The sequence below is a fragment of the Kitasatospora sp. NPDC088134 genome, from assembly GCF_044741705.1.
Classification (GTDB): domain Bacteria; phylum Actinomycetota; class Actinomycetes; order Streptomycetales; family Streptomycetaceae; genus Kitasatospora.
The window spans coordinates 1-11797 of the sequence record NZ_JBIUTD010000008.1; the positions used below are offsets into that span (position 1 = coordinate 1).

Here is an 11797-nt window from a genome sequence, read left to right on the forward strand (position 1 = left end):
CACTGCTGCCTCCCGTAGGAGTCTGGGCCGTGTCTCAGTCCCAGTGTGGCCGGTCGCCCTCTCAGGCCGGCTACCCGTCGTCGCCTTGGTGGGCCGTTACCCCGCCAACAAGCTGATAGGCCGCGGGATCATCCTGAACCGCCGGAGCTTTCCACCACAGGACATGCATCCCATGGTCGTATCCGGTATTAGACCTCGTTTCCAAGGCTTGTCCCAGAGTTCAGGGCAGATTCCCCACGTGTTACTCACCCGTTCGCCACTGATCCACCCCGAAGGGCTTCACCGTTCGACTTGCATGTGTTAAGCACGCCGCCAGCGTTCGTCCTGAGCCAGGATCAAACTCTCCGTGAATGTCTCCACGGGGAGCGGCACAGCAACCACCGGAACAAGGCGGCCCTGCGCACTGCGTCCTCGCTAGTGTTCTACTTCAAAAGGAATCTCCAACCCCGACAAGATGTCGAGGCCGGGGATGTCAACATATCTGGCGTTGACTTTTGGCACGCTGTTGAGTTCTCAAGGAACGGACGCTTCCTTCGGACCGCATTCCTGCGGACCCTCCGGGCGCTTCGTTCTTTCGTGTTTCCAGCTTATCAGATCCGAGCTCGTGCTCTTTCCCGACTCGCTTTCCACTGCTTTTGCCTTTCGGCGCTCCCGAACTCTAGCAGAGTTATTCGGTCCGCTTTTCCACTCTGCATTCGAATGGACGCGCGACGGATCGCTCATCAGGGTTTGGGGGGGTTCCGCTTCCCGGCCTCGGCCGATTCAGCGACTCGGACTACGTTAGGTCACCTTGGCGGGCGAGTCAAACGCCGAGGGGCCGGATCTGGCTGAATCCGGCCCCTGGTTGTGGGGATCGCAGGTCAAGTGCGGTCTGTTTCAGGCCACCTGGCGAGGTGTCAGGAGGCGGTGAGTTCGACGGCGGCGAGGTTCCGCTTTCCGCGGCGCAGGACGAGCCAGCGGCCGTGCAGGAGGTCGTCGGGGGTGGCGACGGCCTCCTCGTCGGTGACCTTGGTGTTGTTGAGGTAGGCGCCGCCCTCCTTGATGGTGCGGCGGGCGGCGGAGCGGCTGGGGGCCAGGCCGGATTCCACCAACAGGTCGACCAGTTGGCCGAGTTCGGTGACGGTGGCCTTCGGGACCTCGGCGAGGGCGGAGGCCAGGACCACGTCGTCGAGGTCGGCGAGGTCGCCCTGGCCGAAGAGCGCCTTGGAGGCGGCGACGGCGCGCTCGTACTGGTCGGCGCCGTGGACGAGGGTGGTGAGCTCCTCGGCGAGGGCGCGCTGGGCGAGGCGGGCGGCGGGGCGTTCGGCGGTGTCGGCCTCCAGCTGCTCGATCTCCTCGCGGCTGCGGAAGGAGAAGATCCGCAGGAACTTGGCGACGTCGCGGTCGTCGGCGTTCAGCCAGAACTGGTAGAAGGCGTAGGGGGTGGTGAGCTCGGGGTCGAGCCAGACGGTGCCGGACTCGGTCTTGCCGAACTTGGTGCCGTCGGCCTTGGTGATCAGCGGGGTGGCGAGGGCGTGCACGGACTTGCCCTCGGCCTTGCGGATCAGGTCGGTGCCGGCGGTGAGGTTGCCCCACTGGTCGCTGCCGCCGGTCTGCAGGGTGCAGCCGTAGCGGCGGTTCAGCTCCAGGTAGTCCATGCCCTGGAGGATCTGGTAGCTGAATTCGGTGTAGCTGATGCCGGCGTCCGAGTTCAGGCGGCGGGCGACCGCCTCCTTGGCGATCATGTTGTTGACCCGGAAGTACTTGCCGACGTCGCGCAGCAGGGTGATGGCCGACATGCCGGACGTCCAGTCCAGGTTGTTGACCATGCGGGCGGCGTGCTCGCCCTCGAAGTCGAGGAAGCGGGAGATCTGGCCGCGCAGGCGCTCGACCCAGGCGGCGACCGTCTCGGGGGCGTTGAGGACCCGCTCGGCGGTGGGCTTGGGGTCGCCGATCAGGCCGGTGGCGCCGCCGACCAGGCCGAGCGGGAGGTGGCCGGCCTGCTGGATGCGGCGCATGGTCAGGATCTGGACCAGGTTGCCGAGGTGCAGGCTGGGCGCGGTCGGGTCGAAGCCGCAATAGAACGTGACCGGGCCGTCCGCGAACGCCTTGCGCAGTGCGTCCTCGTCAGTGGACAGGGCGATCAGCCCGCGCCACTGCAGCTCGTCGACGATGTCGGTCACGATCCCGCGTCTCCTTCGGTCGGGGGTCCGGTGCGGCGGGGGCCCTGCGGGCCGCGCGGCCGGACGGTTCCAGCGGGGTAGAGCCTACGCGGTCGGGGCCCGGAGGTTTCGGTGCAGGTGGGCGGGCGGTGGCGGAAATTCCGTTGTTCGGCGGGGGGCGGGCGTTCAGAGTGGTGCCACCGCCGTGCGGCGGGGGCGAGCACTGGAGGTGGCCCGTTATGCGCAACACCCTTGTCCTGAACGCGAGCTACGAACCCTTGAGCACGGTGCCGCTGCGCCGTGCCGTGGTGCTGGTCCTGCAGGACAAGGCGGTGGTCGAGCAGGCGCATCCGATGCGGGTGGTGCGCGGTTCGGGCGTCCAGGTGCCGGTGCCGCGGGTGATCAGGCTGACGCGGTACGTCCGGGTGCCGTTCCGACAACGGGCTCCGTGGTCGCGGCGCGGTGTGCTGGCGCGGGACCAGTTCGTCTGCGCGTACTGCGCACGGCGGGGTGTCACGGTGGACCACCTGATGCCCAAGTCCCGTGGTGGCGCGGACAGTTGGATGAACACCGTGGCGGCCTGCGGGGAGTGCAACCAGCGCAAGGCCGACCGGACGCCGGAACAGGCGGGGATGCGGCTGCTGCGGCGGCCGTTCGAACCCACGCCGGAGGCGACGTTGATGCTCGCGCTCGGGCTGCGGGCGGGCGAGCTGGGGGAGCTCGCCGCCTGGCTGCCGGCGAGCGCGTGAGGACGCGGAGGGCCCGACCTGCTCAGGGGACAGGTCGGGCCCTTCGCCGTGCACGGCGGCCGGAGCACCGGGTCGGTCGCCGGGCGGGGCGCCGGGCGGGGCGCCGGGCGCTCAGCCCTTGCTGGTGAAGCCGGTGGCGATGCCGAAGTTGGAGGCGTGCTCGGGCACGGCCACCAGCTGGCCGGAGGCGGTGAGCAGCCGGCCGGCCGAGAGCAGCGAGCCGGTGCCCGCGGGGAAGGCGCCGCCCTGGGTCTCCTGGCCGCCCGCGAGGGCGAACCGGCTGAGGTGGGCGGGCTGGTCGGAGCGCTCGTCGACGGCGAGCAGCAGGCCGCCCGCGTCGGCGCCGGCCGGGCGGGTCTTGGCCTTCTCGGCGATGGGGGTGCGCCACTGCGGCTTGCCGGTGCCGAGGTCGTAGGCGGTGACCGAGATCGGGCTGCCGCCGCTGTCGGGGACGACGGTGGCGAGCATGGTGCTGCCCTGGAACCAGACGCCGGGGACGGCGGCGAAGGTGCCGCGGGCCGCGTCCAGCCGGCCGCCGCCCTCGACCGCGACCGGGATCTCCACCGCGGGGTCGCCCTCGGCGCCCCAGGCGAAGATCCGGTCGTCGGCGGGCTGGTTGCCGGTGGTGAGGACCACGGCGGGTTCGGCGGAGAGCACGGTGACGGTCTTGGGCTGGTTGTTCAGGCCGCGCCAGTACTTGACCTTGCCGTCGGCGGCGTTGAGCAGCACGGCCTGGTCGCCGGGGGTGCTGTCGGCGCAGTTGCTGTGCACCAGGACCACGCCGCCGCTGCCGCCGCCGGAGAGGCTGCAGAACTTGCCCTGGCCGGCGTACTGCCAGGACTCGGCACCGTCGGCGGCGGTCCAGGCGGCGGCCTTGTCGTCGCCGACCGCGATCACCTTGTCGTCGGTGACCGAGACGTGGGTGGCGTACTTCTCCTTGGCGTCGGACAACGTCTTGGACCAGGTGGCCTTTCCGGCCTTGGTGTCGACGGCGACGGCGGTGCTGCACGGGCTGTTCGGGTCGGCGGCGGGGCGGTAGACCACCGCGCCGACGCCGGCGCCGTTGACGGTCGGGGAGAGCCCGCAGGGGACGGCGCCGTCGGCGGGCGGGGCGAGCGTCCAGGTGGGCTTGCCGTCGGCGAGGGCGTAGGCGCGGACGCCGGTCGCGTCGGCGCGGACCACGGCGTCGGCGAGCAGCCAGCTGCCGACCAGGGTGTCGTCGGCGCCCTGGGCCCCGGCGGCGGCCGGGTCGGCGGCGGCGGTCCAGGACTTGGTGTGGGCGACGGAGATGTTCTGCGCGCCGGCCGCGGGCTTGGCGGCGGGCTTGTCGTCGTCGCCGGAGGTGGCGAGCACGCCGGCGGTGACCAGGACGGCGAGCGCGGCGACGCCGGCGCCGATCCGGATCGCCAGGCCGCGGCGGGTGGGCGCGCCCTGGCCGCCGAGCACGGCGCTGCGGGCGCGGGCGGCGAGGGTGCCGAGACCGCCGGCCGCCGAGCCGGTGGTGGTGGCGGCGGTGTCCTCCGCGAGGGCGGCCGGGCCGGGGGCGGGAACTGACGCCTCGTCGGTTCCGGCGTCCTCCGCGGCCGGGGTGGCGGCGGGCCGACCGGGGTGCTCGGACGTCCCGACGGCGCCGAACGGCTGCGACTCGAAAGACTGTGGCTCGAAGGACTGCGACTCGAACGGCTGGGCTTCGAAGGGCTGCGGCTCGAACGCGGCCGACTGGTGGCCGGACTGCTGGTAGCCGCTCTGCCCGTAGGAGGACTGCTCGAACGAGGGCGGCTGGTGGGCGGGCTGCGGCGGGAACGGGTCGGTGCCCGGCTCGACGCCCTGGTGCGACGGGTGGAACTGCTGGACGGCCTGGGTGCCGAACGGGTCGGCCTGCTGCGGGTGGCCGTAGACCTGCGGGTCGCCGTAGAACTGCTGCTCGGTGTACGCCTGCTGGGGCTGCTGCGGGTAGCCGTACGCCTGCTGCTCGCCGTGGCCCTGCTGCTGGTGGGCGTAGAGCTGCTGGGCGCCCTGGGTGCCGAACGGGTCGGCGTGCTGCGGCTGGCCATACGCCTGCGGGTCGGGGTACGCCTGCGGGTCGGGGTACCCCTGCTGCTCTCCGTACGCCTGCTGCTCGCCGTAGCCCTGCTGCTGCGGGAACGGCTGCTGCTGGTACGGCTGTTGACCGCTGTACTGGTCGCCGTACTGCTCACCGTGGGCCGACGGCTGCGGCTGGGGGTACCAGGGCTGCTGCTGGTCGTACCCGGGGGTCGTAGGAGGTTCCTGGGCCATGCGTTCCGTCCGTCCCGACTGCGTCTGGCGAGCAGCCAGCATCTCATGGCGGCGGGACGGACTTTGCCGGTGCTTTGCCCGGGGGCGGGGCGCGGGGGTCAGGCGGCGGCGTCGAGGGCGCGGTCGATCAGGTGGGCGAGGGTGATGTCGAGGCTGGTCAGGCCGCCCTCGCTGTGGGTGGTGAGGAGGAAGGTGAGGGTGCGCCAGCGGATGTCGATGTCGGGGTGGTGGTCGAGGGCCTCGGCCTGTTCGGCGACGGCGTCGACCACCTTGATCGCGGTGGGGAAGCTCGCGGTCTCGGCGGTGCGGGTGAGGGCGTCGCCGGTGCGGGTCCAGTCGGGGAGGTCGACCAGGGCGGCGGTGATCTGGTCCTCGCTGAGGCGGGTGCGGCTCATGGCGGTCTCCGTCCGGGGGCTGCGGCGGCTGTCGGGGCCGAGCCTACGTCGGTCCGGCCGCCGGGGCGGACCCCGACGGCCGGGGAATCACGGGGAATCAGAAGAACAGCGGCGCGGGATCAGAAGAACAGCAGCTTGGTGACGGCGGCCAGGCCGACCAGGACGATCAGGGTGCGCAGCGCGACCGGCGGGAGGCGGCGGCCGACCTTGGCGCCGAGGACGCCGCCGAGGGTGGCGCCGACGGCGATCAGGGCGGCGGCGGTCCAGTCGATGGGCGAGGTGAAGAGGAAGAAGACCGCGGCGACGCCGTTGACGATCAGCGCGAGGACGTTCTTGATGCCGTTGATCGTCTGCAGGTCGTCGGGGAGCAGCATGCCCATCAGGGCGAGCAGCAGGACGCCCTGGGCGGCGCCGAAGTAGCCGCCGTAGACGCCGGTGAGGCCGATGCAGGCGAGCAGCAGCGGGCCGCCGTCGGTGGCGGGGGGCCGGGTGCCGGCGGCGCGGCGGGCGGCCATCGCCCGGGCGACCCGGGGCTGGATCACGACCAGGACCAGGGCGGTGAGGATGAGGACGGGGACGACGGCGTCGAAGGCGCTGCCGGGGAGGGTGATCAGCAGGGCGGCGCCGGTGAGTCCGCCGAGCAGCGAGGCGGTGCCGTAGCGGATCAGGCGGCGGCGCTGTCCGGCGAGTTCGGCGCGGTAGCCGAGGGCGCCGGCCAGCGAGCCGGGGGCGAGGCCGAGGGTGTTGGAGACGTTGGCGGCGACGGGGGGCAGGCCGACGGCGAGCAGCACGGGGAAGGTGATCAGGGTGCCGGAGCCGACGATGGTGTTGATGGTGCCGGCGGCGACGCCGGCGAGCAGGACGGCGAGCGCCTCCCACAGTGTCATCCGCTTCCCCCTCGTTGGCTGCTGTCGCTGCGGCCGATCATGCCGGAGCGGTGCGGCGCTCGGCCAGGGGGTCCGCCATCCGGGACGGGTGAGGAACGCCACGGCAACGGCTGCGGGCCCCGTCCGACGCGTGGTCGGACGGGGCCCGCGGGGCGGACGGGGCTGCGGGTTACTCGTCGATCTTCGGGTACTCGCGGACCGGCTCGACCCGGGGGCGGGCGGTCTTGTTCTCGGTGTCGACCGGGCGGGGGCCGGTGCCCGGGTCGACCGGGACGCGGGCGGCGGACGGCGGCGGGACGGCGGGGGCGGCCGGGGTGGCGCCGCCGCCGGTGACGCCCTGGAAGGCGCCGCCGAGGCCCTTGAGGGCGTCGCCGACCTCGCTGGGGATGATCCAGAGCTTGTTGGCGTCGCCCTTGGCGAGCTCGGGCAGCGTCTGCAGGTACTGGTAGGCGAGCAGCTTCTGGTCGGCGTCGCCCTCGTGGATGGCCTCGAAGACGGTGCGGATCGCGGCGGCCTCACCGTCGGCCTTCAGGACGGCGGCCTGCGCCTCGCCCTCGGCCTGCAGGACGGCGGCCTGCTTCTCGCCCTCGGCGCGCAGGATCTGGGCCTGCCGGGCGCCCTCGGCGGTGAGGATCGCGGCGCGCTTGTCGCGGTCGGCGCGCATCTGCTTCTCCATCGAGTCCTGGATGGAGGTCGGCGGCTCGATCGCCTTCAGCTCGACCCGGTTGACCCGGATGCCCCAGCGGCCGGTGGCCTCGTCCAGGACGCCGCGCAGGCCGGCGTTGATGACCTCGCGGGAGGTCAGGGTGGATTCGAGGTCCATCGAGCCGATGATGTTGCGCAGGGTGGTGACGGTGAGCTGCTCGATGGCCTGGATGTAGCTGGCCACCTCGTAGGTCGCGGCCCGCGGGTCGGTGACCTGGTAGTAGATGACGGTGTCGATGTTGACCACCAGGTTGTCCGAGGTGATCACCGGCTGCGGCGGGAACGGGACGACCTGCTCGCGCAGGTCGATCCGGTTGCGGATGGTGTCGATGAACGGCACCACGATGTTCAGGCCGGCGCTGAGGGTGCGGGTGTAGCGGCCGAAGCGCTCCACGATCGCCGCGCTGGCCTGCGGGATCACCTGGATCGTCTTGATCAGGGCGATGAAGGCCACCACGACCAGGACGATCAGGACGATGAGGACGGGTTCCAACGCTTCTCCCCTAGACGACCAGGGCGGTCGCGCCCTGGATTTCGACGACGTCGACCTGCTGGCCGGGCTCGAAGACCGAGCCCGGGTGGAGCGCGCGGGCCGACCAGATCTCGCCGTTCAGCTTGATCCGGCCGCCCGCTCCCCCGTCGACGGTTTCCTCCACCACTGCGGTGGCGCCGGTCAGCGCCTCCACCCCCGTGCGGTAGCCCGGGCCCTTCTTGAGCTGTCGGTAGGCGATCGGGCGCACGAAGACCAGCAGCGCCGCGGACACCCCGACGAACACCAGGAACTGCGGGACCACACCGCCGCCCAGCCCGGCCGTCAGCGCGGCGGCGCCGGCGCCGACCGCGAACATGGCGAATTCGGGCATCGCCGTGACCACCAGCGGTATGCCCAGGCCGACGGCGAGCAGCAACCACCAGATCCAGCTGTCCACGGGCTCCATCCTAGGGAAGTACGAGGTCTCCCCGTGTGGCTTCCCGCAGGTGGACGGGCGGAAACCGGCCGTGTGTACGACCGGTCCCCGTCAGTGGTCGGACCCGCTCATCGGCCGAGCGGCAGACCGGCGGCGATCCAGCGGTCGCCGCGCTGCTCCAGGGTCAGCGGCAGGCCGAAGCAGTGCGAGAGGTTGCGGGCGGTGAGGGTGGTGGCGATCGGGCCGGCCGTCATCACCTTGCCCTGACGGATCATCAGCACGTGGGTCATCCCGGGGACGATCTCCTCCACGTGGTGGGTGACCATCACCATCGACGGCGCGAACTCGTCCTGGGCGAGCGCGGCGAGACGGCGGATCAGGTCCTCGCGGCCGCCCAGGTCGAGGCCGGCGGCGGGCTCGTCGAGCAGCAGCAGCTCGGGGTCGGTCATCAGGGCGCGGGCGATCAGGGTGCGCTTGCGCTCGCCCTCGGAGAGGCTGCCGAACTTCCGGTCGGTGAAGCCGCCCATGCCGAGCCGGTCGAGCAGCAGCAGGGCGCGCTGCTCGTCGGACTGCTCGTAGCTCTCCTTGCCGTGCACGGTCTGGCCGTACGCGGCGGTGAGCACCGTCTCCAGCACGGTCTGGCCGACCGGCAGCTTGTCGTACATGGCGGCGCTGGCCAGGCCGATCCGGGCCCGCTGTTCGAACACGTCGACCTGGTCGAGCTTCTCGCCGAGCACCACGGCCTCGCCGGAGCTCGGGAACAGGTAGGCGCCGGCGATCTGCAGCAGGGTGGTCTTCCCGGCGCCGTTCGGCCCCAGCACCACCCAGCGCTCGCCCTCCTTGACCGACCAGGACACCTGATCGACGAGTGCGCGTCCCTCCCGGACCACGGAAACGTCCACCAGTTCCAGCACGTCGCTCATGCCTACGCCTTCCCCAAATGCGAGAATCCGGCCGTCCGCGGGACCTGGGCGTGAGGTCCTCGGGGCGCGGTCCACCTGTGTCAGGGCAAACCTACGCCACCCGCCCGGGCCGCTTGTCCGTAGGCTGGTCCGATGCTCGCCACTCCTGCCGACAATCCGTACCAAGAGCCCCGATCGGGGCGGCTCACCGCCTGGGGCAACGCGCTGCTGACCGGGTCCGCCTCGCCGGACGACGCCGCCGCGGCCGTCCAGGGCGGCGACGACGCGCACCGGGTGACCGGCCTGCCCGGCGAGGAGCCGGAGTCGCTGCACGGCCTCACCTGGGCGCTGGGCCGCCTGCGGGTGCTGGGCGCCAAGGGCCTGCGGCTGGCCCTCCCGGTGGCCGGCCACCCGCTGGGCCTGTGCGGCCCGCCCGCCTTCAACGCGCTCGCCCTGGGCGCCGGCGAGGCCGTCCTCGCGGTCGGCGTCCCGTACGGGCTGGTGCCCGAGGTGGAGGTGTACGGGCCGGCCGGCGACCAGGGCGTCCGGGTGCTCTGGCAGTGCCTGCCGGTGAACGACGCGCTGCCCGCCGACGTGCCCTCGCTGGACGAGGCCGAGCGGGAGCTGGCGGACGGGCTGCGCGAGGCCACCGTGCTGCTGACCCGGCTGGACGTGGCGGGGGCCGGGCCGGAGACGCTGCGGGCGCTGGAGTCCTTCCGCCGCCGCGGCCACGGCGAGCTGCTGGCCCCCGGCTACCCGCAGCGCGCCGTCCGGGTGCTGGAGTCGGCCCGGCAGGTGTCGGCGCTGCTGGCGATCGCCGCGGGCGGGCACGGGGCGGCGGTGTCGGCCGCCGAGATGGCGGCCCGCCGCGAGGTGCTGGCCCCGCTGGACCGCACCGCCCGCCGGGCCCAGGTCGCCGCGCACAACGCGATCGTCGACGAGCGCCGCTGACCGGGGCGGCGGGGCTTCAGCCCTGGTGGCGGACCGCCCAGAGCGCGGCCTGGGTGCGGTCGGCGACGTCCAGCTTCATCAGGATGTTCGACACGTGCGTCTTGACGGTCTTCTCCGACAGGTGCAGGGCGCGGGCGATCTCCCGGTTGGAGCGGCCGTCGGCGAGGTGCGAGAGCACCTCGCGCTCCCGGTCGGTGAGGCTGCCGCCGCGGCCCTGCGGCCCGGCGGGGACGTCCTCGGCGAGCAGCGCCGCCGCGAGTTCGGGCTGCAGCAGCACGTGTCCGGCGTGCACCGAGCGGATCGCGCCCGCCAGCGCCTCCGGGTCGACGTCCTTGTACACGTAGCCGGCCGCGCCCGCGCGCAGCGCCGGGACGACGGTGCGCTGCTCGGTGAAGCTGGTGACGATCAGCACCTTGGCGGCGCTGCCCCGTTCGCGGAGCAGGCGGAGCGCCTCGATGCCGTCGACCCGGGGCATCTTGAGGTCCATCAGGACCACGTCGGGGTCGAGGTCGGCGGCCCGGTCGACGGCCTCGGCGCCGTCGGCGGCCTCGCCGACCACCTCGATGTCGTCCTGCACCTCCAGGAAGGTGCGCAGGCCGCGCCGGACCACCTGGTGGTCGTCCACCAGCAGGACGCGGATCGGTGACGCCGTGTCAGGCACCGGGGACCTCCAGTTCGATCAGGGTGCCCCGGCCCGGGGCGGACTCCAGGGTGAGCCGGCCGCCGACCGCGGCGGCCCGGTCGCGCATCGACACCAGGCCGAGGTGGCGGCCGGCCCGGCGGACCGACTCGGGGTCGAAGCCGCGGCCGTCGTCGGCGACGGTGAGCAGCGCGCCGCGGGCGGGGGTGCCGGCCAGGGTGACGGTGACGTGGGCGGCCCGGGAGTGCCGCAGCGCGTTGTGCAGGGCCTCCTGGGCGACCCGCAGCACGGCGGACTCCTGTCCGGCGGGCAGCGCCCGGACGCCGGTGGCGGTGAACCGGACCTCGGCGCTGTGCGCCCGGTCGAGCACCTGGACCTGGGAGGCGAGGGTGGCGACCAGGCCGTCCTCCTCCAGCGCGGCGGGCCGCAGTTCGACGACCACGGCGCGCAGTTCGTCGGCGGCCTCGGCGGCGAGCCGGGCGACCTCGGCGAGTTCGCGGCGGGCCCGGGCCGGGTCGCGGTCGACCAGGGTGGCGGCGGCCCGGGCGGTCAGCCGGAGCGAGAACAGCTTCTGCGAGACGGCGTCGTGCAGGTCGTGGGCGATCCGGGCGCGCTCGCCGGCCAGGGTGAGTTCGCGGCTGCGCTCGTAGAGGCGGGCGTTGCCGAGGGCGAGGGCGGCGTGCGCGACCAGGATGCGCAGCAGTTCCTCGTCGTGGTCGGTGAAGCCGCCGGGCTTGTTGGCGAGGAACAGGGCGCCGGCGATCTCGCCCTCGTCGAGGATCGGCATGCCGAGGAAGTCGGTCATGTCGGGGTGGGCGTCCGGCCAGCCGCCGAACGCGGGGGCGGTGCGGACGTCCTTCAGCCGGGTGGGTTCGCGGTCGTGCAGCATCGAGGCGAGGACGCCGTGCTGGCGGGGCAGCGGGCCGATCGCCCGCCACTGCTCGTCGCTGACGCCGTCGACCACGAACTGGGCGAAGCCGCCGTGGTCGTCGGGCAGGCCGAGGGCGGCGTACTCGGCGCCGAGCAGGGCGCGGGCGGAGGCGGTGATCCGGCGCAGCACCTCGCGGACCTCCAGCGGCCGGGACATCGCCAGCACCGCCGCGCTGACCGCCTCGATCGCCTGCAGGGACGGGTCGCACCCGGGACTGTCCTCCATGGCGGTCACGCTACCGCCGGGCCCTCCCCCGCCGCCTCGGGCGCGCGACCTAGGGACAAGGGCCCATGCGAAGGGGCCCGGGGAGG

At 73.0% G+C, this 11797-nt stretch carries 11 protein-coding genes and 1 rRNA gene; 2 read left to right on the plus strand and 10 right to left on the minus strand.

Features of this window, described 5'->3' with window-relative positions; all coding sequences use genetic code 11:
• Both ACIOHG_RS15010 and tyrS read right to left on the minus strand, forming a co-directional pair.
• Positions 1–351: ribosomal RNA gene (locus ACIOHG_RS15010) — 16S ribosomal RNA — on the minus strand; the annotation flags it as partial.
• Positions 352–896: 545 nt separating this feature from the next.
• The gene (gene tyrS / locus ACIOHG_RS15015; protein ID WP_400949975.1) at positions 897–2162 is read right to left on the minus strand and encodes a tyrosine--tRNA ligase; all 1266 of its coding nucleotides are present in this window, start codon (positions 2160–2162) and stop codon (positions 897–899) included.
• 218 nt (positions 2163–2380) lie between these two features.
• Between tyrS and ACIOHG_RS15020 the strand changes: the two genes are divergently transcribed.
• The gene (locus ACIOHG_RS15020) at positions 2381–2890 is read left to right on the plus strand and encodes an HNH endonuclease (RefSeq protein WP_400949977.1); all 510 of its coding nucleotides are present in this window, start codon (positions 2381–2383) and stop codon (positions 2888–2890) included.
• A gap of 111 nt (positions 2891–3001) precedes the next feature.
• Here the strand turns inward: ACIOHG_RS15020 and ACIOHG_RS15025 are convergent, their stop codons facing one another.
• The 6 genes from ACIOHG_RS15025 to ACIOHG_RS15050 form a co-directional block, all read right to left on the minus strand.
• Positions 3002–5167: a PQQ-binding-like beta-propeller repeat protein gene (locus ACIOHG_RS15025; RefSeq protein WP_400949980.1), complete on the minus strand. Its 2166-nt coding sequence runs from the start codon at positions 5165–5167 to the stop codon at positions 3002–3004.
• A 98-nt stretch (positions 5168–5265) separates the two neighbouring features.
• Positions 5266–5562: a 4a-hydroxytetrahydrobiopterin dehydratase gene (locus ACIOHG_RS15030; protein WP_400949983.1), complete on the minus strand. Its 297-nt coding sequence runs from the start codon at positions 5560–5562 to the stop codon at positions 5266–5268.
• A gap of 119 nt (positions 5563–5681) precedes the next feature.
• The gene (locus ACIOHG_RS15035; protein WP_400949985.1) at positions 5682–6449 is read right to left on the minus strand and encodes a sulfite exporter TauE/SafE family protein; all 768 of its coding nucleotides are present in this window, start codon (positions 6447–6449) and stop codon (positions 5682–5684) included.
• Between the two features lie 169 nt (positions 6450–6618).
• Positions 6619–7647, minus strand: a complete 1029-nt coding sequence (locus ACIOHG_RS15040; protein ID WP_400949988.1) for an SPFH domain-containing protein — start codon at positions 7645–7647, stop codon at positions 6619–6621.
• A gap of 10 nt (positions 7648–7657) precedes the next feature.
• Positions 7658–8092, minus strand: a complete 435-nt coding sequence (locus tag ACIOHG_RS15045; protein WP_400949990.1) for an NfeD family protein — start codon at positions 8090–8092, stop codon at positions 7658–7660.
• A gap of 98 nt (positions 8093–8190) precedes the next feature.
• Positions 8191–8985 (minus strand): ABC transporter ATP-binding protein, encoded by a 795-nt coding sequence (locus tag ACIOHG_RS15050; protein ID WP_400949993.1) that lies wholly within the window; start codon positions 8983–8985, stop codon positions 8191–8193.
• A gap of 132 nt (positions 8986–9117) precedes the next feature.
• On the opposite strand from ACIOHG_RS15050, the gene ACIOHG_RS15055 reads away from it, so the two are divergent.
• Positions 9118–9915, plus strand: coding sequence for a hypothetical protein (locus ACIOHG_RS15055; protein WP_400949996.1), 798 nt, complete (start codon positions 9118–9120; stop codon positions 9913–9915).
• A 16-nt stretch (positions 9916–9931) separates the two neighbouring features.
• Here ACIOHG_RS15055 and ACIOHG_RS15060 read toward each other — a convergent pair whose 3' ends face one another.
• Together ACIOHG_RS15060 and ACIOHG_RS15065 are read right to left on the minus strand one after the other, a co-directional pair.
• Positions 9932–10576: a response regulator gene (locus ACIOHG_RS15060; protein ID WP_400949998.1), complete on the minus strand. Its 645-nt coding sequence runs from the start codon at positions 10574–10576 to the stop codon at positions 9932–9934.
• Entirely contained in the window at positions 10569–11711 is a 1143-nt protein-coding gene (locus ACIOHG_RS15065; protein ID WP_400950001.1) for a GAF domain-containing sensor histidine kinase, read from the minus strand. Before ACIOHG_RS15065 ends, ACIOHG_RS15060 begins: the two co-directional genes overlap by 8 nt.
• Positions 11712–11797 lie beyond the last annotated feature (86 nt).

Bases quoted from the DNA above. Each gene is read 5' to 3' on its own strand.
- ACIOHG_RS15020 (WP_400949977.1), top strand. From the start codon at position 2,381: ATGCGCAACACCCTTGTCCTGAACGCGAGCTACGAACCCTTGAGCACG.
- ACIOHG_RS15025 (WP_400949980.1), bottom strand. From the start codon at position 5,167: ATGGCCCAGGAACCTCCTACGACCCCCGGGTACGACCAGCAGCAGCCC.
- ACIOHG_RS15030 (WP_400949983.1), bottom strand. From the start codon at position 5,562: ATGAGCCGCACCCGCCTCAGCGAGGACCAGATCACCGCCGCCCTGGTC.
- ACIOHG_RS15035 (WP_400949985.1), bottom strand. From the start codon at position 6,449: ATGACACTGTGGGAGGCGCTCGCCGTCCTGCTCGCCGGCGTCGCCGCC.
- ACIOHG_RS15045 (WP_400949990.1), bottom strand. From the start codon at position 8,092: ATGGAGCCCGTGGACAGCTGGATCTGGTGGTTGCTGCTCGCCGTCGGC.
- ACIOHG_RS15050 (WP_400949993.1), bottom strand. From the start codon at position 8,985: ATGAGCGACGTGCTGGAACTGGTGGACGTTTCCGTGGTCCGGGAGGGA.
- ACIOHG_RS15055 (WP_400949996.1), top strand. From the start codon at position 9,118: ATGCTCGCCACTCCTGCCGACAATCCGTACCAAGAGCCCCGATCGGGG.
- ACIOHG_RS15065 (WP_400950001.1), bottom strand. From the start codon at position 11,711: ATGGAGGACAGTCCCGGGTGCGACCCGTCCCTGCAGGCGATCGAGGCG.